The sequence below is a fragment of the Enterobacter sp. MG-EB028 genome, assembly GCF_056673305.1.
Window position 1 is genome coordinate 672,221 of sequence record NZ_CP195079.1, and the last position, 19,691, is coordinate 691,911.

General features: G+C 56.4%; 19 protein-coding genes. 10 read left to right on the top strand and 9 right to left on the bottom strand.

Features of this window, described 5'->3' with window-relative positions:
* The first annotated feature begins 75 nt into the window (after positions 1-75).
* The 4 genes from osmY (at position 76) to ACR42C_RS03165 (ending at position 2,934) form a co-directional block, all read left to right on the top strand.
* Positions 76-693, top strand: coding sequence for a molecular chaperone OsmY (gene osmY / locus ACR42C_RS03150; RefSeq protein ID WP_028015434.1), 618 nt, complete (start codon positions 76-78; stop codon positions 691-693).
* A 127-nt stretch (positions 694-820) separates the two neighbouring features.
* The gene (locus ACR42C_RS03155; RefSeq protein WP_003856556.1) at positions 821-982 is read left to right on the top strand and encodes a DUF1328 domain-containing protein; all 162 of its coding nucleotides are present in this window, start codon (positions 821-823) and stop codon (positions 980-982) included.
* A 120-nt stretch (positions 983-1,102) separates the two neighbouring features.
* Positions 1,103-2,155: a patatin-like phospholipase family protein gene (locus ACR42C_RS03160; RefSeq protein ID WP_479984742.1), complete on the top strand. Its 1,053-nt coding sequence runs from the start codon at positions 1,103-1,105 to the stop codon at positions 2,153-2,155.
* Entirely contained in the window at positions 2,152-2,934 is a 783-nt protein-coding gene (locus ACR42C_RS03165) for a TatD family hydrolase (RefSeq protein ID WP_163331155.1), read from the top strand. Before ACR42C_RS03160 ends, ACR42C_RS03165 begins: the two co-directional genes overlap by 4 nt.
* Here the strand turns inward: ACR42C_RS03165 and ACR42C_RS03170 are convergent.
* Both ACR42C_RS03170 and ACR42C_RS03175 read right to left on the bottom strand, forming a co-directional pair.
* Entirely contained in the window at positions 2,929-3,789 is an 861-nt protein-coding gene (locus tag ACR42C_RS03170; protein WP_479984743.1) for a YjjW family glycine radical enzyme activase, read from the bottom strand. The genes ACR42C_RS03165 and ACR42C_RS03170 overlap by 6 nt on opposite strands.
* Positions 3,764-5,311 carry a YjjI family glycine radical enzyme gene (locus ACR42C_RS03175; protein ID WP_479984744.1) on the bottom strand — a complete coding sequence of 516 codons (1,548 nt, stop codon included), beginning with the start codon at positions 5,309-5,311 and terminating at the stop codon, positions 3,764-3,766. Before ACR42C_RS03175 ends, ACR42C_RS03170 begins: the two co-directional genes overlap by 26 nt.
* 262 nt (positions 5,312-5,573) lie before the next feature.
* Here ACR42C_RS03175 and deoC point away from each other — a divergent pair, with 262 nt between their 5' ends.
* The 4 genes from deoC (at position 5,574) to deoD (ending at position 9,960) form a co-directional block, all read left to right on the top strand.
* A complete protein-coding gene (gene deoC / locus ACR42C_RS03180; RefSeq protein ID WP_032644972.1) occupies positions 5,574-6,353 on the top strand; it encodes a deoxyribose-phosphate aldolase in 780 nt (259 codons plus the stop codon).
* A 109-nt stretch (positions 6,354-6,462) separates the two neighbouring features.
* Entirely contained in the window at positions 6,463-7,785 is a 1,323-nt protein-coding gene (deoA, locus tag ACR42C_RS03185; protein ID WP_116342627.1) for a thymidine phosphorylase, read from the top strand.
* A 53-nt stretch (positions 7,786-7,838) separates the two neighbouring features.
* A complete protein-coding gene (deoB, locus tag ACR42C_RS03190) occupies positions 7,839-9,062 on the top strand; it encodes a phosphopentomutase (protein WP_316379728.1) in 1,224 nt (407 codons plus the stop codon).
* Between the two features lie 175 nt (positions 9,063-9,237).
* Positions 9,238-9,960, top strand: coding sequence for a purine-nucleoside phosphorylase (gene deoD / locus ACR42C_RS03195; RefSeq protein ID WP_010427122.1), 723 nt, complete (start codon positions 9,238-9,240; stop codon positions 9,958-9,960).
* Positions 9,961-9,999: 39 nt separating this feature from the next.
* Here deoD and ACR42C_RS03200 read toward each other — a convergent pair whose 3' ends face one another.
* The 7 genes from ACR42C_RS03200 to ACR42C_RS03230 form a co-directional block, all read right to left on the bottom strand.
* Entirely contained in the window at positions 10,000-10,572 is a 573-nt protein-coding gene (locus ACR42C_RS03200; protein WP_479984745.1) for a DUF1120 domain-containing protein, read from the bottom strand.
* The gene (locus tag ACR42C_RS03205) at positions 10,569-12,992 is read right to left on the bottom strand and encodes a fimbrial biogenesis usher protein (RefSeq protein WP_479984746.1); all 2,424 of its coding nucleotides are present in this window, start codon (positions 12,990-12,992) and stop codon (positions 10,569-10,571) included. The genes ACR42C_RS03200 and ACR42C_RS03205 overlap by 4 nt, the downstream gene beginning before the upstream one ends.
* 25 nt (positions 12,993-13,017) lie before the next feature.
* Entirely contained in the window at positions 13,018-13,725 is a 708-nt protein-coding gene (locus ACR42C_RS03210) for a fimbria/pilus chaperone family protein (RefSeq protein WP_479984747.1), read from the bottom strand.
* 78 nt (positions 13,726-13,803) lie between these two features.
* A complete protein-coding gene (locus ACR42C_RS03215; RefSeq protein ID WP_479984748.1) occupies positions 13,804-14,487 on the bottom strand; it encodes a DUF1120 domain-containing protein in 684 nt (227 codons plus the stop codon).
* Between the two features lie 54 nt (positions 14,488-14,541).
* Positions 14,542-15,240 carry a DUF1120 domain-containing protein gene (locus ACR42C_RS03220; RefSeq protein ID WP_479984749.1) on the bottom strand — a complete coding sequence of 233 codons (699 nt, stop codon included), beginning with the start codon at positions 15,238-15,240 and terminating at the stop codon, positions 14,542-14,544.
* A 238-nt stretch (positions 15,241-15,478) separates the two neighbouring features.
* Positions 15,479-16,495 carry a lipoate--protein ligase gene (gene lplA / locus ACR42C_RS03225; RefSeq protein ID WP_479984750.1) on the bottom strand — a complete coding sequence of 339 codons (1,017 nt, stop codon included), beginning with the start codon at positions 16,493-16,495 and terminating at the stop codon, positions 15,479-15,481.
* Positions 16,496-16,534: 39 nt separating this feature from the next.
* Positions 16,535-17,179 carry a YtjB family periplasmic protein gene (locus tag ACR42C_RS03230; RefSeq protein ID WP_116342397.1) on the bottom strand — a complete coding sequence of 215 codons (645 nt, stop codon included), beginning with the start codon at positions 17,177-17,179 and terminating at the stop codon, positions 16,535-16,537.
* Between the two features lie 117 nt (positions 17,180-17,296).
* Here ACR42C_RS03230 and serB point away from each other — a divergent pair, with 117 nt between their 5' ends.
* Both serB and radA read left to right on the top strand, forming a co-directional pair.
* Positions 17,297-18,265, top strand: a complete 969-nt coding sequence (serB, locus tag ACR42C_RS03235) for a phosphoserine phosphatase (protein ID WP_116342399.1) — start codon at positions 17,297-17,299, stop codon at positions 18,263-18,265.
* An 11-nt stretch (positions 18,266-18,276) separates the two neighbouring features.
* Positions 18,277-19,662 (top strand): DNA repair protein RadA, encoded by a 1,386-nt coding sequence (gene radA, locus ACR42C_RS03240; protein ID WP_003856523.1) that lies wholly within the window; start codon positions 18,277-18,279, stop codon positions 19,660-19,662.
* Positions 19,663-19,691 lie beyond the last annotated feature (29 nt).

Below are 19,691 nucleotides of genomic sequence, written 5' to 3' on the forward strand. Positions count from 1 at the left end.
GTGTTTATTCGCAATATATAAAACTACTAAGGAAGTATGTAGCCCGAATAGCGGGTAAAACACAGGAATAAATCGATGAATATGACAAGACTGAAGATTTCTAAAACTCTGCTGGCTGTAACACTGGGTAGCGTTCTGGTTAGCGGTTCCGCCCTCGCGGAAAGCAGCACCATGGATAAAGCACAGTCCACGGCCGATACCGCAGGGCAAAAAATCGATAGCTCTATGAATAAAGTCGGTAATTTCATGGACGACAGCTCTATCACAGCAAAAGTGAAAGCCGCGCTGGTGGATGATGAAGCCATCAAGAGCACCGATATTTCCGTTAAGACCGACAAGAAAGTGGTCACCCTGAGTGGCTTCGTGGAAAGCCAGGCGCAGGCAGAACAGGCGGTGAAAGTCGCTAAGGGTGTCGAAGGTGTGGCCTCCGTGAGCGATAAACTGCACGTTCGCGACGGTAAAAACGCGTCGGTGAAAGGTTATGCCGGGGATGCGGCAACCACCAGCGAAATCAAAGCTAAACTTTTAGCAGATGACATCGTGCCGTCTCGTAAGGTGAAAGTAGAAACCACCGATGGTGTGGTTCAGCTTTCCGGTACGGTTGATTCCCAGGCGCAAAGTGAACGTGCCGAGTCAATTGCGAAAGCCATTGATGGTGTGAAAAGCGTTAAAAACGATCTGAAAACGAAGTAATTCTGGACCATTCGCCCGCCGGGCTAAATCCTGCGGGCGAAATAAGAACGACTCTGGAAAAACGCCGGTGAGTGACCTGAGCGCTCACGTTTAGCGGCCGACATTAACTATGGTAAAGGAGAAGCTTATGTTTCGTTGGGGCATTATATTTCTGGTTATCGCGTTAATTGCCGCCGCATTGGGCTTTGGTGGTCTGGCAGGTACAGCGGCATGGGCAGCTAAAATTGTCTTCGTCGTCGGTATTATTCTGTTCCTGGTCAGCCTGTTTACGGGGCGTCGACGTCCATAGCAAACGCAATATTTCTTCAACAAAATAAAGCCAGTCCCTGCGACTGGCTTTTTCTTATTTGCGTTACAGGTCGGGTGCGTTACTGTGGAGTGATAAAATAATCAAAACAGGAAAGCAGAGGTGGGGCAACGAATTCCCGTTACGATCGGCAATATTGCGCCGCTGACGTTAAAACCGTTTCGCGCGGGTCAACTCGCACTGGTTTGTGAGGGGGGAGGACAGCGCGGCATTTTCACCGCCGGCGTGCTGGATGAATTTATGCGCGCGCAGTTCAACCCGTTTGACCTCTACTTCGGTACGTCCGCCGGGGCGCAGAATCTCTCTGCCTATGTCTGTAACCAGCCCGGCTACGCGCGAAAAGTAATCATGCGCTACACCACGGCGAAAGAATTTTTTAACCCGGTGCGCTTCGTGCGCGGCGGCAACCTGATCGATCTCGACTGGCTTCTGGAGTCGACCTCCAGCCAGATGCCGCTGGCCATGGATACCGCCGCCCGTCTGTTTGATAGCGGCAAAGCGTTCTGGATGTGCGCCAGCCGGGGGGATGACTACTCGCCGGGCTATTTCTCACCGCAGAAGGATAACTGGCTGGACATCATCCGCGCCTCCAGCGCTATTCCCGGTTTTTATCGTACCGGAGCTCTGCTGGACGGCATCAGCTATCTGGACGGCGGCATCAGCGACGCGGTGCCGGTGCAGGAAGCCGCCCGGCGCGGGGCGAAAACCATCGTGGTGATCCGTACCGTGCCGTCGCAAATGTATTACACACCCCAGTGGTTTAAACGGATGGAGCGCTGGCTGGGCGACAGCAGCCTGCAGCCGCTGGTGAACATCGCAAAGCAGCATGAAACCACCTACGGCGCGATGCAGCGCTTTATTGAAAAACCGCCGGGTAATCTGCGAATTTTTGAAATCTATCCGCCGAAGCCGCTGCTGAGCATGGCGCTGGGCAGCCGCGTCCCTGCGCTGCGCATGGATTACAAAACGGGGCGGCTGTGCGGGCGTTACTTCCTGGCGACGGTGGGGAAAATGCTGGCAGAGCAGCCGCCGCTTCATCGGCATAAACGGATTATTATGCCGCCTGCGGTTGTCGCCAATGATGCCCTGACGATGCCGCTGGTGGATATCCCGCAGGCGAATGACGCTTTACTGGATAACGAGGATCTGGCGTGACGCACCTCTTTGTTGATACCCACTGCCACTTTGATTTCCCGCCGTTTGCGGGGGATGAAGCGCAAAGCATTGCGAAAGCTGCCGAGGCAGGCGTTCAGGCCATCATTGTGCCGTCAGTAGAAGCGGCCTATTTTTCCCGCGTGCTGGATCTTTCCACGCGCTACCCCGCGCTTTATGCCGCGCTCGGCCTGCATCCGATTGTCATTGAGCGCCATCGTGATGAGCATCTTGAAGAGCTGGATCAGGTGCTGCAAAGTGCAGGAGAGAAACTTGTCGCCATCGGCGAGATCGGCCTCGATCTCTATCGCGAGGATCCGCAGTTTGAACGCCAGCAGACGATCCTCGACGCGCAGCTCAGGCTGGCAAAGCGTCACGATCTGCCGGTGATCCTCCACTCAAGGCGCACGCACGATAAGCTCGCAATGCACCTTAAACGTATCGATCTGCCGCGAAGAGGCGTTGTACACGGTTTTTCCGGCAGCCTGCAGCAGGCGCAGCGTTTTATTGAGCTGGGGTATAAAATTGGTGTCGGTGGCACCATCACCTATCCGCGCGCCAGTAAAACCCGCGATGTGATGGCTCAGCTGCCGCTGTCCGCGCTTCTGCTGGAAACTGACGCGCCGGATATGCCGCTGAATGGTTTTCAGGGGCAGCCGAATCGCCCGGAACAGGCGGCGCGCGTTTTTGACGTGCTGTGCGAACTGCGTCAGGAACCTGGAGATGTGATTGCCGGCGCGCTGCTGGAAAATACCCGTTCGGTTTTTGGCATCACGCTATAGATAAAGCGCCGGACGAATCACCGTTATTTTCTTTTTTTCCAGCGCCCGGGCCAGCGGTTCAACGTCCTCCGGCGTGGCGCTGCGCCATGACGCTGCCTCGCCGTAAACCCCATGCGCATGAAAAGCGTTGATGCGCACCAGCACATTCCCAAGCCCGTGGATAAAGGTCGTTAGCGGCTTGAGATGTTCCAGGTAATCACACTGCTCCGGAATAACCAGCAAGCGGAGTTCCGTCAAACGGTGACGATCTGCCAGCCAGCGGATGCTCTGTTTAATCTGCGGGTTTTCGCGCCCGGTCAGGAAGCGGTGATGCTCGTTCCCCCACGCCTTCAGATCCAGCATCGCGCCATCCAGTACCGGCAGCAGCTTTTGCCAGCCGGTTTCGCTTAACAGACCGTTGCTGTCTACCAGACAGGTTAAATGATGTAGCTCAGGATCGGTTTTGATCGCGGTAAACAGGGCGATTAAAAACGGCAGCTGCGTGGTGGCTTCGCCCCCGCTGACGGTAACGCCCTCAATAAAGGGGGCGGCTTTTCGGATCTGCGTGAGGATCTCCTCCACGCTCAGGCGGTTCGCCATAGGCGTTGCCTGCTGCTGGCACAGGCGCAGGCAGGTGTCGCACTGCTGGCAGTGACTCTCCTGCCACCAGACGCGTCCTGCCTGAATGGTCAGCGCGTCATGCGGGCAGTGGGGCACGCAGTCCCCGCAGTCGTTGCAGCGCCCGATGGTCCACGGGTTGTGGCAGGTTTTGCAGCGCAGGTTGCAGCCCTGCAGGAACAGCGCCAGGCGGCTGCCCGGCCCGTCCACGCAGGAGAAGGGAATGACCTGACTAACTAAAGCGCATCTGCTGTTCATGGCTTATCACGCGAGGCTGACGTTCCAGAATTCGAGTATTGCGTGCGGCTTCTTCACCCAGCCAGGTGGTATTGGTGCGCGATCCGGCTTCGCGGTACTTTTCCAGATCCGACAAGCGCACCATATACCCGGTTACGCGGACCAGATCGTTACCGGCGACATTCGCGGTGAACTCACGCATACCGGCCCTGAACGCACCCAGGCAAAGCTGAACCACCGCCTGAGGATTGCGTTTTACCGTCTCATCCAGCGTTAAAATATCGCTAATCCCGGAGTGATAGTGTTTATGGTGCGGCGCAACGGCCAGCAGATGACTGATGGGGTCCGGCTCGTCGCCGTAGGGCAGACGCGCGCCCGGCGTGGTGCCCGAATCGGAGCTGATGCCTGACTGGGCGTGCAGCATCGCGCGCTGCTTCCAGCCGTGTTTCACCGGCGTGTTTTCGACAAACGCTGCAAGCTGTTCGCTGATGCGATAGCCCAGCGCGTTAGCCTGTTCGTCCTTTCCGTAGCGTCCCGCTATTCCTGCTTTCTCACAGAGCGCGTTTACCGCTTCCGCCAGGCCGTACATGCCAAACATCGGCACAAACCGATCGGCATCAATCAGCCCCTCTTTCACCAGGAAGCTATTCTCAAAGAAGCCGGATTGCTCATACAGGAACTCGCAGCGGGCATTGATGATGGCAATTTGCTGCTGACAGTAGTGCGGGAGCGTGCGGGTGAAGAAGTCTTCAATGGATGTGCTGCGTTCGGCGATTGCCTTGAGGTTAAGGCGCACCAGGGTGCTGCCACCGCCTGCAAGCGGCAGGGAGTTGTAACAACTCACCACGCCGTAACGGCCTTTTGTGAAAATTTTATCATTCATTGGGCCATTGGAAATATGCGGTTTGCTGCATTCACATATGTTTTTTGCCACCTCAAGCAGCAAGTCGTCCGGGGTGATATCGGGATCGTAGATAAAGGTCAGGTTCGGCGCGACCTGCTTCAGCTCTGCGTCGGCACGCAGAATGGCGCGGGTGATGGGGCCGTCGGTAGGCCCGATGTTTGCGTGCATAAACGCATCCGGCAGCGTACGGTCGAGATAGCGCCAGAAACGTTTTACTCGGCTATCGATCTCTTCTTGTGTTAGAATTCTAACATACGGAGTTAATATCGCATCAAGCTGACCGAGATAGACCGGCATCGATGTGACGGACGGAACATGGTGGTAGAGGATGGTTAACAGCGAGAGGGCGTCGTCGAGATCTTTCGCCCCTTCCAGCTCCAGCCATTCTGAACCGTTAGCCAGAAATTTTGCGTAATCCGGCAGAACGTAACGGGGTTTGTAAGGCGCGTGGCCTTCGAACATGTCGCAGATAAACCCTTCGTCCAGCGCGGCTCGCGCGGCCTCAGGAAGTGTCGGATACGGCAGGTTGTTTTCCGCTTCCAGCGCCAGAAAATGACGTTTTTGTTCCGGGGTTAACACCGGGCTTGTCACAATGTGCTGGCAACGTTGTTGCAGGGCGTCGGGGCTGGAGTGGGGCATATTCGCTTCCTTGAGTGTTCTGCGGATGATGAGCGAATTGTAGGAAGCCAGCCTGTCGGGGCTTTTGATCCGACAGGGGGTATCGCTGCTTTAGTCGGCAATTTACGCGCTAAAGTTTGAAGAAGATCTCATTACAGTAATGCAAATTTGTACGCAGTTTTCATTAACTGTGATGAATGTCGAAGTGTGGATGCGGGTGGATGTTAGAATACTCACAGACCCGCAAGGTAAAATTTATACGGCACTGCCGTTGGAGAATGTTATGACCGATTTAACTGCAAGCAGCCTGCGCGCGTTGAAACTGATGGACCTGACCACCCTGAACGATGACGACACCAATGAAAAAGTCATCGCCCTGTGCCATCAGGCGAAAACGCCAGTGGGCAACACCGCCGCTGTCTGCATCTACCCGCGCTTTATCCCGATTGCCCGCAAAACGCTGAAAGAGCAGGGCACTCCGGACGTGCGCATTGCAACCGTGACTAACTTCCCGCACGGCAACGACGATATCGAGATCGCGCTGGCGGAAACCCGTGCGGCGATTGCCTACGGTGCAGACGAAGTTGACGTGGTGTTCCCTTACCGCGCGCTGATCGCTGGCAACGAGCAGGTCGGTTTTGACCTGGTGAAAGCCTGTAAAGACGCGTGTGCGGCGGCAAACGTGCTGCTTAAAGTGATCATCGAAACCGGCGAGCTGAAAGAAGAGGCGCTGATTCGTAAAGCGTCTGAAATCTCCATCAAAGCCGGTGCGGATTTTATTAAAACCTCTACCGGTAAAGTGCCGGTGAATGCGACCCCGGAAAGCGCGCGCATCATGATGGAAGTGATCCGCGACATGGGCGTGTCCAAAACCGTTGGCTTCAAGCCTGCGGGCGGCGTGCGTACCGCGGAAGACGCGCAGCAGTTCCTGGCAATTGCCGACGAGCTGTTTGGCGCAGAGTGGGCGGATTCCCGTCACTACCGCTTCGGCGCGTCCAGCCTGCTGGCCAGCCTGCTGAAAGCGCTGGGTCACGGCGACGGTAAGAGCGCAAGCAGCTACTGATTGCCAGACAATGCCGGATGACGCTTCGCTTATCCGGCCTAAAGGATCGTAGGGCGGGTAAGCGTAGCGCCACCCGCCACAACTCCCCCGATTCCGCATGGAGGTTACCGTGTTTCTCGCACAAGAAATTATTCGTAAAAAACGTGATGGTCAGGCATTAAGCGACGAAGAGATCCGCTTCTTTATCAACGGCATTCGTGATAACACCGTCTCAGAAGGGCAGATTGCGGCTCTGGCGATGACCATTTTCTTCCACGATATGTCGATGCCCGAGCGCGTGTCGCTGACCATGGCGATGCGAGATTCAGGAACCGTTCTGGACTGGAAAAGCCTTAACCTTAACGGCCCGATTGTGGACAAACACTCCACCGGCGGCGTGGGCGACGTGACGTCTCTGATGCTCGGCCCCATGGTGGCAGCCTGCGGCGGTTACATTCCGATGATCTCCGGGCGCGGCCTGGGCCACACCGGCGGTACGCTCGACAAACTGGAAGCCATTCCGGGCTTCGATATCTTCCCGGACGACAACCGCTTCCGCGACATTATTAAAGACGTTGGTGTGGCGATTATCGGCCAGACCAGCTCTCTTGCTCCGGCAGACAAACGTTTCTATGCAACCCGCGATATCACCGCGACCGTTGACTCCATCCCGCTGATCACCGCCTCTATCCTGGCGAAGAAACTGGCTGAAGGGCTGGACGCGCTGGTGATGGACGTGAAGGTGGGCAGCGGCGCCTTTATGCCGACCTATGAACTCTCTGAGGCGCTGGCCGAAGCGATTGTTGGCGTCTCTAACGGCGCGGGCGTGCGCACCACCGCGCTGCTGACCGACATGAACCAGGTGCTGGCTTCCAGCGCCGGTAACGCGGTTGAAGTCCGCGAAGCCGTGCAATTTCTCACCGGCGAATACCGTAACCCGCGTCTGTTCGACGTCACTATGGCGCTGTGCGTGGAGATGCTCATCTCCGGCAAACTTGCTAAAGACGATGCGGAGGCCCGCGCGAAGCTGCAGGCGGTGCTGGACAACGGCAAAGCGGCGGAGATCTTTGGCCGCATGGTGGCGGCGCAAAAAGGCCCGACCGATTTCGTCGAAAATTACGCGAAGTACCTGCCGACCGCGATGCTCAGCAAAGCCGTCTATGCGGATAGCGAAGGCTTTGTCTCTGCCATGGACACCCGCGCGCTCGGCATGGCTGTCGTGTCTATGGGCGGCGGTCGTCGTCAGGCATCCGACACCATTGATTACAGCGTCGGCTTTACCGACATGGCCCGTCTGGGCGACAGCGTTGACGGCCAACGTCCGCTGGCGGTGATCCACGCCAAAGATGAAGCCAGCTGGCAGGACGCGGCGAAAGCGGTGAAAGCCGCCATTACGCTTGATGATAAAGCGCCGGAAAACACCCCAACGGTCTATCGCCGTATCACCGAATAGCGGTATACTGATCTGATCGCATTTTTATGAAGCACTAAGTACGGAGAACAATTATGAAACGTGCATTTATTATGGTGCTGGACTCATTCGGCATCGGCGCAACCGAAGATGCAGAACGTTTTGGTGACGTGGGTTCCGATACCATGGGTCACATCGCGGAAGCCTGTGCTAAAGGCGAAGCGGACAACGGTCGTAAAGGCCCTCTGACTCTGCCAAATCTGACCCGCCTCGGTCTGGTGAAAGCGCATGAAGGTTCTACCGGTAAAATCGCAGCCGGTATGGACGGCAACGCGGAAGTGGTGGGCGCCTACGCCTGGGCGCACGAGCTCTCTTCCGGTAAAGACACCCCGTCCGGTCACTGGGAAATCGCCGGTGTGCCGGTGTTGTTCGACTGGGGCTATTTCTCCGATCACGAGAACAGCTTCCCGCAGGAGCTGCTCGATAAGCTGGTCAAGCGTGCCAACCTGCCGGGCTACCTCGGTAACTGCCACTCTTCCGGTACCGTGATTCTGGACCAGCTCGGCGAAGAGCACATGAAAACCGGCAAGCCGATTTTCTACACTTCTGCTGACTCCGTGTTCCAGATTGCCTGCCACGAAGAGACCTACGGCCTGGATAAACTCTACGAGCTGTGCGAAATCGCCCGTGAAGAGCTGACCGAAGGCGGCTACAACATTGGCCGCGTGATCGCGCGTCCGTTTATCGGCGACAAAGCGGGTAACTTCCAGCGTACCGGTAACCGTCATGACCTGGCCGTTGAGCCACCAGCGCCAACCGTGCTGCAGAAGCTGGTTGAAGAGAAAGACGGCCACGTGGTTTCCGTGGGTAAAATCGCGGATATCTACGCCAACTGCGGCATCACCAAAAAGGTCAAAGCGACCGGTCTCGATGCGCTGTTCGATGCCACCATCAAAGAGATGAAAGAAGCGGGCGACAAAACCATTGTCTTTACCAACTTCGTGGACTTCGACTCCTCCTGGGGCCACCGTCGCGACGTTGCGGGTTATGCTGCTGGTCTTGAACTGTTTGACCGCCGTCTGCCTGAGCTGATGGAGCTGGTGGGTGAAGATGACATTCTGATCCTGACCGCAGACCACGGCTGTGACCCAACCTGGACCGGTACCGACCATACCCGTGAGCACATCCCGGTGCTGGTGTATGGCCCGAAAGTGAAGCCGGGCTCGCTCGGTCACCGTGAAACCTTCGCGGACATCGGCCAGACCCTTGCGAAATATTTTGGCACGTCTGACATGGAATATGGCAAAGCCATGTTCTAAACGGATTGGGTGCGGCCTGATGCCCTCATCCCGCTCCTCTCCCACGAGAAATACGGGTGCGGTCTGATGCCCTCACCCCAACCCTCTCCCACGAGAAACACGGGTGCGGCCTGATGCCCTCACCCCAACCCTCTCCCACAGGGAGAGGGAGAAATTACATGAAAAGGAACTGAAGATGGCAACTCCTCACATTAACGCAGAAATGGGTGATTTCGCTGACGTCGTATTGATGCCGGGCGACCCGCTGCGCGCGAAGCACATTGCAGAAACCTTCCTCGAAGACGTGCGTGAAGTGAACAACGTTCGCGGCATGCTGGGCTTCACCGGTACCTATAAAGGCCGCAAAATCTCCGTCATGGGCCACGGTATGGGTATCCCATCCTGCTCCATCTACACCAAAGAGCTGATCACCGACTTCGGCGTGAAGAAAATCATCCGCGTGGGCTCCTGCGGCGCGGTGCGCATGGACGTTAAGCTGCGTGATATCGTTATCGGCATGGGTGCCTGCACCGATTCCAAAGTTAACCGTATGCGTTTCAAAGACCACGACTTCGCGGCGATTGCTGACTTCGGCATGGTGCGTGACGCAGTCGACGCGGCAAAAGCGCTGGGCGTTGAAGCGCGCGTGGGTAACATCTTCTCTGCTGACCTGTTCTATGCACCGGACGGCGGCGAGATGTTCGACGTGATGGAAAAATACGGCATCCTGGGCGTGGAAATGGAAGCGGCGGGTATCTACGGCGTCGCGGCTGAGTTTGGTGCGAAAGCGCTGACCATCTGTACCGTCTCTGACCACATCCGTACCCACGAGCAGACCACCGCTGCCGAGCGTCAGACCACCTTCAACGACATGATCAAAATCGCGCTGGAATCCGTTCTGCTGGGCGATAAAGAGTAATGTTGTCTTTGCCGGGCAGCCATGCTGCCCGGCATGTTCTTACTGCTGCGTTAACACTTCCCACATCAAATCACTTTCAAGCGTTGTGATATCCGTTGAGTATGAAAATTGCCTATCGTTAAGTACGGGCGTCAATTTCATGGTGAAACTCATATGGCTACCGCTTACCGGAGCCTGGTTATCGACGGCAATGATCCCATCGTTATTACGCAGTAACAGGCTTTCCTGACTCTCTCCGCTCGGGGTGAACTGCGTGCGATCGACCGTTTTTGAGAACGCGTAGCTTTTTCCGTCCACCACCATATTGCTCACGCGCACTGCCAGACCGCTGTTATCACCAAAGTAGAAACGGCCTTTTTCCCCGGCGCGCCCCTGGATAAACAGGGCGATGGGCTGGCTTTCCGGGCAGTTGACGTTGACGTTGATCTCCCTGGACGGCATCTGGTTCCAGCCTTGTTTTGCCTCCACGACGTCATTCTGCTTCAGCAGGCCAAAGCTGACGCCGCTGTTCGTAAAGGAGAGCTGGCATTCATCATCCGCCAGGGCCATGCGGGCTGAAAGTGAAGATAAGGCTGCAACGGCAATCAGCAGATATTTTCCCCGGGAACTCATTGGCAAACTCCTTGCGCCATTTCATAGAACGCTTCTTTGTCCTGAGCGTCACTCAGCGTGTATTTGATGCGGCACAGGCGCTGCATATTGTCATCCACGGCATACAGCGTCGGACTTTTCGACATATCGGAAACGAAAATGCGCCCGTCATCGACGGTGCTGACCAGATAGTTGTTTTTCTCATCCACAATACTGGTGCCTTTCGGTAACCAGCTGCCGTCAGCCTGTTTCACTTCCAGCATGACGCGGCGGGTGTTCAGTACCTCAAAATTCAGCTCTTTGAAGGCGGCGTGGGCTGCCGAGATATTTTTGATCCCGTTAGCCAGGTCCATGCTCTTCGGTAAGGTGTTGGCGTTCACTTCGATACGTGACTTCCGCCACTCCGTCATTTCAGGAACGACGGCCTGACCCCAGCGGTCGGTCCAGACGCGGCCCTGAGGCGTGGAGATTTCAATGCCGCTCTCAGGTTCACTCAGACGAGCGATACCGAAGGTCTCTTTCACCTCGTATGGCGAGAAGGTCAGGCCATGTTGGTGCGCGGCGATCCCGCCGGAGAGCGTTGCGCTGTAGTTGCGCTGGTCGCTGCCAGTGGTTCCTCCTCCAATACCGAGCTGGGTGTAATGGAGGTTAGTATTAATGTTGCCGTTGAAGCTGTTTTCGTGATTCTGGTCATCACGATCGGCAGAGAGATAGTAGTTTGTGTCCTGTCCCAGCGAACCGCTATTTTGCAGGCCATAGTTGGTCTTCTCACCCTGGCTGCGCATATACGCACCGACACGCTGCGATCCCAGCGGGAAGCTGACGTTGACGTAAAACATATCATCGTCGTTCAGCGTGCTGCCGTCGTCGTCGTCCGACTGCTGATTCACGGCGTGCTGCCAGTTGGCAGTAATATTTATGTATTTGAACGACTGGCTCCAGGAGACGATCACGTTGCGGGTATCATCGCTGTCGTTGGTTGCCTGATAGCCGTAATAGCCCAGAGAGAAGGTACCCAGCATATTATTGCTCCAGCTCAGGTTCGCGCTGTAGCTGCTCTGATAACCGTCAAAGTCGTCGACAAGGGCTTCCGTCAGTTCGCGATAGCCGGTGCTGTATTTCGCCGCGCTTAAGCTGACGTTCAGGTTGCCCGGCATCGACATCCCGGCCCTCAGTTCTCCCTTCGCCCCCTGCTGCGATTCGCCGTAGTTTGCTTTGCTGCCCAGCAGCGAGCCGGAAAGCGTCATGCGATCAGCCGGGAGCCACTGCAGCATGCCCCCGACGGCCTGGTAGTCCTGGGCGAGTACGCCGGATGCGGTGGTGATCCAGTCCCTGTCGAGACGCCATCCGTCGGAAACGTTGTAGACCCAGGGCATGGAGTAATCGCTGTCGACGTCGCGAACGCGGCCCAGCGACATCGCCAGGCCCACCGGGCGCGATACCTGGAAGTTGAACGAAGAGGACGGCACGGTAAAGCGGGTAATGGAGTTGTCGGTTTCCACCACGCTGACGTCGAGGTTGGCGTTGCTGCGGACAACTGGCACGTTTTCAAGGCTGAACGGCCCTGCGTTAACCAGCGTGGAGTAAATCAGCTGTCCTGACTGGCGAACTTCAACGCGCGCCTGGTTGCCCCGCGCAAGCCCCTTAACAGTAACGCCAGGCGTATCCTGCGCTAAACCCTGTTCGGGAATAAACTGTACGCCGTTGATGGCCGCACCGCCGAAAAGCTGAGACTGAACGTTAATTTGCCCGACCTGCGCGCGAACCTTCTGTGACTGGAACACGTGTTCACCGTAGGTATACAGGCTGTCTGAACGGTATTTCCCGTTGTCGTCGGTGATCATGTAGCGGCTACGTACCGCCCACTCCGAGAGGTTAAATCCGGCTTCGAGGTTGGCCTGGGTATAATCCTGGCTTTCTGAACCGCTAAATTCACTGCGGCTGCTGAACAGGTTGTAGTTTAACAGCCCGGCGGTACCGCCCTTAATGAAGTTTTGCGGGTTCAGAAAACCGTTATCCAGCGCTTCTGCCGGTAAATAAAACTCCAGCGTTTCGTTGCCGGGCATGGCGTTAATGACGGCAGAGGGATAATCCGCGAGCAAATTGTGGCAGGATTCATTCTTTCCGATGCGCAAGGGCATTAAGCCCATGGCGCTGAGAAAGTCCTCATCAGCGCACACCTGCCCTTTATCTCCAAAAAGCACTGCCAGTGACCCTTTGTCCACGCCGTTAATTTTGACCGAAACGGTATGTCTTCCAGGAAGAAAACGCGGCGCTTCGGCAAAGTAATCCGCCAGGTTTTTACTGATCCCGCGCGTGGCAAGAATATCCGTATCAAAGGTCACTTCCCTCGCCAGCAACGTCGAGCCTGGGATCAGTGAAACTGTCAGCGAGCAGTAAAGTGCTGCTCGAATCAAAGAGGCAAGGTTCAGGTTGTTCACGCATTAACTCTCATTATATTTATTATTATTGGCCTAACGGCGCGGTGAAATCCGGAACGCTAATGCCGTAGCGGCTGGCTGGATAGAAACGCACGGATTTATCACCGGTAATGCCTTTCGCCACGCTGACGTCCAGCGTCTGGCCCGGCAGGATATAGGTTTTCTGCAGCTTCCCTGTGGTATTGGACGGCAGGAAAGTGACGTTTTGCGCCAGGCGAACCACGTAAGCAGACGGGTTTTTCACTTTGATTGTCTGGCCGCTGCCGGACCAGGTCAGCAGCTTCCAGGCATCGGTGACCACGGGCAGGTTTTTAGGGCGAATAAGCACCGGCAGATCCTGGCGCATGTTGAAGCCAATCTTCATGTTTTTATCGGTGCTTTTTGGTGGAATGCCTTCAAACGTCACGCGTTTGAGGTGCTCAACCGTGAGCGGCTGCGTGTTTTGCATAATAAAGCGCAACTGCTGCTGTTGGCCTGGCTCGACGCGTACGACCGGCTGGGTCACGTCCAGCTTGATGCCGGTGTCATCGGGCAGATCGATAATGGTGGTGTACAGCAGCGCAGGGCCGTTATCGGTGTTTTTGACGTTCATCACGCCGCTGTGGGTGGATTCATCAATCACCAGCAGCGTTGTTTCCGGCACCATGCCCGCGGCATTCGCCTGCGTAACAAGGGCAGAAAACAGAAATGGGGCGGCAAGCGCCAGTTTGCAAAGAGAGGATGATATAGACATCGAGATTATTCCTTTAACCTGATAAAAAAGGCCTCCTCAATAAAAGGAGGCCTGGTTCATTCATTATCGCGTTGATAATTAGATATATTTCACGGTGATCGTGGCCTGGCCTGACAAGTTGGTATCATCCGTAATGGCCAGCGTAGTGGTGTCCTCAATCGCCAGAGAAACCTTCAGCGGGAATACTGCAGTGCTGTAAGCCAGAGGTGCAGTGGTACCGGTGGCCGCCACGGTCATCATTTCGGCATTGCCGTTTTTGATGATACCGGTGGTGGATTTCGCCCAGGTCGGAGTGGTTGCCGCACCGAAGATCGGATCCACTCTTACGCCGTCAGCCAGGACGTTGGCGACATCGGTATAAACCGAGTAAGCACCGATTTTCACGTCGCCTGCCAGACCTACGCCGTAAGACTGGTCTGCGCTGCTTACTGAACCGTTTGCGGCATCGCCGTTAGTGATGGTCACGCCAGTTGCGCGAGACGCCGCGCTGTCATCGGTAATGGTCCAGCCCGCTTTCGCACCGGCGTCCGGGCAATTGATGGTCAGGGAGATGTCTTTGGTGCCCAGCTGGTTGTCGGTGGTGGCAGACAGTTCAGACAGGTGGATACGGCCGTAGTCCACTACGCCGCCGCCGCTCAGGGTCGGGGTGCAGGCTTCAACAGAGAGCAGGCCGGTCACTTTCAGTACAGCGGTAGAGGCTGCGTTCGCGCCTGCGGCGGTCAGCGCCATCGCGACGGCACTGGCAAGTAAAATCTTTTTCATCGTTGTTCCTTAACGGTTAATTCATCGCGCCAATATCAGCAGCACGAAAAGGGATTACAGGTAATAAAGCGTAATGGTTGCCTGACCAGCAATTGGGGTATCGTCAGTAATCGCCAGCGTGCTGGTTTTATCCACGGCGAGGGCTACGCGCAACGGGAAGACGGCGTTGGTAAAGGCGATGGGTAGGTGTGCAGGCGTTCCCAGCGAATATACTTGTCCATCATGTGTAACGTAATCCCGGGGGTTACCGTCATAAAAGCCAGACCACCCCATGAAATTAGTGGAGGATGCCGAAATAACGTTCTGCGCGACGCCATCAGCCGTTGAGTTTGCTTTATCAATCGTAACGGCATAGGCGCCAATTTTGACTCCGCCAGTGGTACTGCCTACGCCAAACTGGACATCTGTTTGATCGTCATAAACATCGCCAGCCGTGGTGAAGCCAGGGTTGGTGATGCCTACCGCTGCAGGCGAACCGACGTTATCTTCTATGCCCCAGGCAACTGAGGTTGTGGGGGCCGAGCATGCGATAGACAGCGTGATGTCTTTTTTACCGAGCTGGTTGGTATCCGTTGACGAGAGCGTATCAACGTAGGTGGTGCCGAAATCAACGGTACCGCCGCCGCTCAGCGTTGGGGTACAGGCGTCGTTAGTCAGGACACCCTGAACTTTTAACTGTGCAGTAGAATCTGCAGCGTGTGCAGCCGCAGAAAGCGCCATAGCAACAGTTGTTGCAATTAATAACTTTTTCATCGTTAATCCTTAACGAAATTGTGAGGAGATCGCGGAGTGGATAATTAATATTATCTTGCGAACCTACATTCTCGTTTCGGATGGGGAAAGCATCTAGTTAGATTATTTGAAGCGTGTTTTAAGAAGGGCTAAATAAATAATGGAATGATAAAGTTAATTGTATTGCTGTTATTAAATGTAAATTAAATATAATTACCCCACTAAAGCTATTTCGTAGGCTTTAGTGGGATATTCAGTATTATTGAACCGCATTTATTATCCATTGCGATAATTCTCGCAACTCTTTTTCCTGCTCTGGAAAATCCCCAATCAACGCGTCGCATTCCTGCTGCAGCATATCTGCCCGATACAAACAGCCCTGCAAGCGGGCCGCCAGCGCTTCTAACGGTGCCGGGTTGAGGCTGTCCGTAAATACCTGCGTGCGGGTGATATGGCCTTTCTCCACGTCAAAATGCAGCTCTACACCGCCCCAGGTAAAACGTTCGTCCAGCAGGTGAGAAAACGCGGGGGCCTGACCGAAGTTCCACTCCCAGCTGCTCTGGCGGGCAAAGGTTTCGGCGAAGTTGGGCAGATCCGGGGTTTTATCCGGCGAAATCACTTCCGCATCCACGCGCTCGCCGTAATGTTTAAAGAACGCGTCACGGATCGCGTCGCAAATCTGCTCGTGCGTAATCCCCGGCAGCAGTTCAACCAGATTCGCCACGCGCCCGCGCACGGAGGTGATCCCTTTGGCCTGTAGCTTTTTCTTGTCCGGGTTGAGGTAGTTAGCGAGACGGCTGAGATCGGCGTTCAGCAGCAGGGTGCCGTGGTGGAACCCGCGATCCATGGTTTCGCGGTAGGCGGAGCCGGAGACTTTTCGGTCGCCCTCGGTCGTTTTCACTACCAGGTCGTTCCGCCCCGACGCCTCCGCCGTTACGCCGAGCGAATTCAGTGCGTTTAGCACGATGGAGGTTGAGATGGTTTTATCGTATTCAGGCTTGCCGGCCATAAAGGTAAAGCAGGTATTGCCCAGATCGTGAAACACCGCGCCGCCGCCGCTGCTGCGGCGCGCCAGACGGACGTTGTCCTCTTCCATACGCCGCGTATTGCACTCTTTCCACGGGTTTTGCGCGCGGCCAATGACCACTGTATCGGCGTTGCGCCAGAGAAACAGCACGCGCTGGGTGGCGGGCATCTGGCGGAAGATGCACTCTTCTACCGCGAGATTAAACCAGGGATCATAAGAGTCAGAGATAAGCAGGCGTAACGTCGTCATGGCAGAGTTCCTTTTCCGAATCGTTCGCCTACTTTATCACTATTCTTTCTTCTCGCTCTCTTCGTCTTCGGGAACCGATCTGCTGGCGGTCAGCAGGAACGGCGACTGCTGCCAGCGGGTGCGCTTGCCCTGAAGCAGGGTACGCGCCAGCACGACGCCAATGGCCAGCGAGAGCAGCAGCATCAGGCGCAAAATATTGGTGGTATTATCCACCTGTTTGGCTTCGGTCGGCAGAGTGTGAGTATCGAGCGTCAGGCGGAGATAGCCCAGCGGACCATTCTTGCCCTGAATGGGTTCGACGATCTGCTGGTTAAAATAGCCCCCGGCTTTTTTGCCGTCCAGCGCCAGTCTGTCGCGCACGTCGACGTGCTCTCCGGCGCGGGCAATCAGGTCACCTTTTTCATCGTATACACCCGCATCCAGAATGCGGCTGTTTTCCGTAAGCTGACGCAAGACCTGGCCTATCCGCTTATCGTCCGGCGTCTCGGTGCGCATCAGGGGCGCAACGTTGAGCGTCACCTGACGCGCCAGCGTGCGGGCCAGCTCTTCAAACTGCGGGTTGCGCTGCCGCTGATGGTTCTGACTAAACCACGATGCCCCCTGCATCAATGCCACTAACAGTGCGAGACAGGAAAGGACAATCACGGCGCGATGAAGCCGGAATTTCAGTTTTGCGCGAGCCATATTCCACCTGCTGAAAATTTAGGGCTTAATGTTGCCAGAAGTGATGGTTACAGGGTAGCCTCATGCGTTATTTTCCCTCTGGAACCTTCCGGCGCGAACGAAATTACAGGAGCTTTAATGCCGAACATTACCTGGTGTGACCTGCCAACGGATGTCTCTTTATGGCCAGGATTGCCGCTCTCGTTAAGTGGCGATGAGGTGATGCCTCTGGATTACCACGCTGGCCGTAGCGGCTGGCTGCTGTACGGACGCGGCCTGGATAAGCAACGCCTGACCCAGTATCAAACCAGGCTGGGCGCGGCGATGGTCATCGTAGCGGCCTGGTGCGTGGAAGATTACCAGGTCATCCGGCTGGCGGGTTCCCTGACGCAGCGCGCAACGCGTCTGGCGCATGACGCCGGGCTGGACGTTGCGCCGCTCGGCAAAATTCCGCACCTGAAAACGCCGGGTCTGCTGGTGATGGACATGGACTCCACCGCCATTCAGATCGAGTGTATTGACGAGATTGCGAAGCTGGCGGGCAGCGGCGAGCTGGTGGCGGAAGTCACCGAGCGTGCGATGCGCGGCGAGCTGGACTTCACCGCCAGCCTGCGCCAGCGCGTGGCGACCCTGAAAGGGGCCGACGCCAACATCCTTCGCCAGGTGCGCGACGTGCTGCCGCTCATGCCGGGACTGACGCAGCTGGTGCTGAAGCTGCAGTCCCTCGGCTGGAAAGTGGCGATCGCCTCTGGTGGCTTCACCTTCTTCGCGGATTACCTGCGGGAAAAACTGCATCTGACCACCGTGGTGGCCAATGAACTGGAGATCATGGACGGCAAGCTGACCGGCCAGGTCATCGGCGACATCGTGGATGCCCAGTACAAAGCCAACACCCTGACGCGCCTGGCGGAGAAATATGACATTCCTGTCGAGCAGACCGTCGGCATCGGTGATGGCGCGAACGATCTGCCGATGATCAAAGTTGCTGGCCTTGGCATTGCCTACCATGCCAAGCCAAAAGTGAATGAAAAGACGGAAGTGACTATCCGTCACGCTGACCTGATGGGGGTGTTCTGCATTCTCTCCGGCAGCCTTAATCAGAAATAACGAGGTAAACCGTGGCGAAAGCTCCAAAACGCGCATTTGTCTGTAATGAATGTGGTGCGGATTATCCGCGCTGGCAGGGGCAATGCAGCGCCTGTCATGCCTGGAACACCATCACCGAAGTGCGTGGTGTGGCGGCTTCGCCGAGCGTGGCCCGCAATGAACGCCTGAGTGGCTATGCGGGCAATGCAGGCGTGTCGAAGGTACAAAAACTTTCAGATATCAGCCTGGAGGCGCTGCCGCGCTTCTCCACCGGCTTCAAGGAATTTGACCGCGTGCTCGGCGGCGGCGTGGTGCCGGGCAGCGCGATCCTGATCGGCGGTAACCCGGGCGCGGGGAAATCGACCCTGCTGCTGCAAACGCTTTGCAAGCTCGCCGAACAGATGAAAACTCTGTACGTCACGGGGGAAGAGTCACTCCAGCAGGTGGCGATGCGCGCGCACCGTCTTGGCCTGCCGACCGGTAACCTGAACATGCTCTCCGAAACCAGCATCGAGCAGATCTGCATGATCGCCGAAGAAGAGCAGCCGAAGTTGATGGTGATCGACTCCATCCAGGTGATGCACATGGCGGACATTCAGTCCTCGCCGGGCAGCGTGGCGCAGGTGCGTGAAACCGCAGCTTACCTGACGCGCTTTGCCAAAACGCGCGGCGTGGCGATTGTGATGGTCGGCCACGTGACCAAAGACGGCTCGCTGGCGGGGCCGAAGGTGCTTGAGCACTGTATCGACTGCTCCGTGATGCTCGACGGCGACGCGGATTCCCGCTTCCGCACCCTGCGCAGCCATAAAAACCGTTTTGGGGCGGTGAACGAACTGGGCGTGTTTGCCATGACCGAGCAGGGGCTGCGCGAGGTCAGCAACCCGTCAGCCATCTTCCTGAGCCGTGGCGATGAGATCACCTCCGGCAGCTCGGTGATGGTGCTGTGGGAAGGCACGCGCCCGCTGCTCGTCGAAATTCAGGCGCTGGTGGATCACTCTATGATGGGTAACCCGCGGCGCGTGGCGGTCGGTCTGGAGCAGAACCGTCTGGCGATCCTGCTGGCGGTGCTGCACCGTCACGGCGGCCTGCAGATGGCGGATCAGGATGTGTTCGTTAACGTGGTTGGCGGCGTTAAAGTCACTGAAACCAGCGCAGATCTGGCGCTACTCCTGGCGATGGTCTCCAGCCTGCGCGACAGGCCGCTGCCGCAGGATCTGGTGGTGTTTGGCGAAGTGGGGCTGGCCGGGGAAATCCGTCCGGTGCCGAGCGGCCAGGAGCGTATCTCCGAGGCAGCAAAACACGGCTTCCGTCGGGCTATTGTTCCGGCAGCTAACGTGCCGAAAAAAATCCCGGAAGGGATGCAGGTCTTTGGTGTTAAGAAACTCGCAGATGCGTTAAATGTCTTTGACGACTTATAATTACGTATTCGATTTTGCAGGAGGCACCG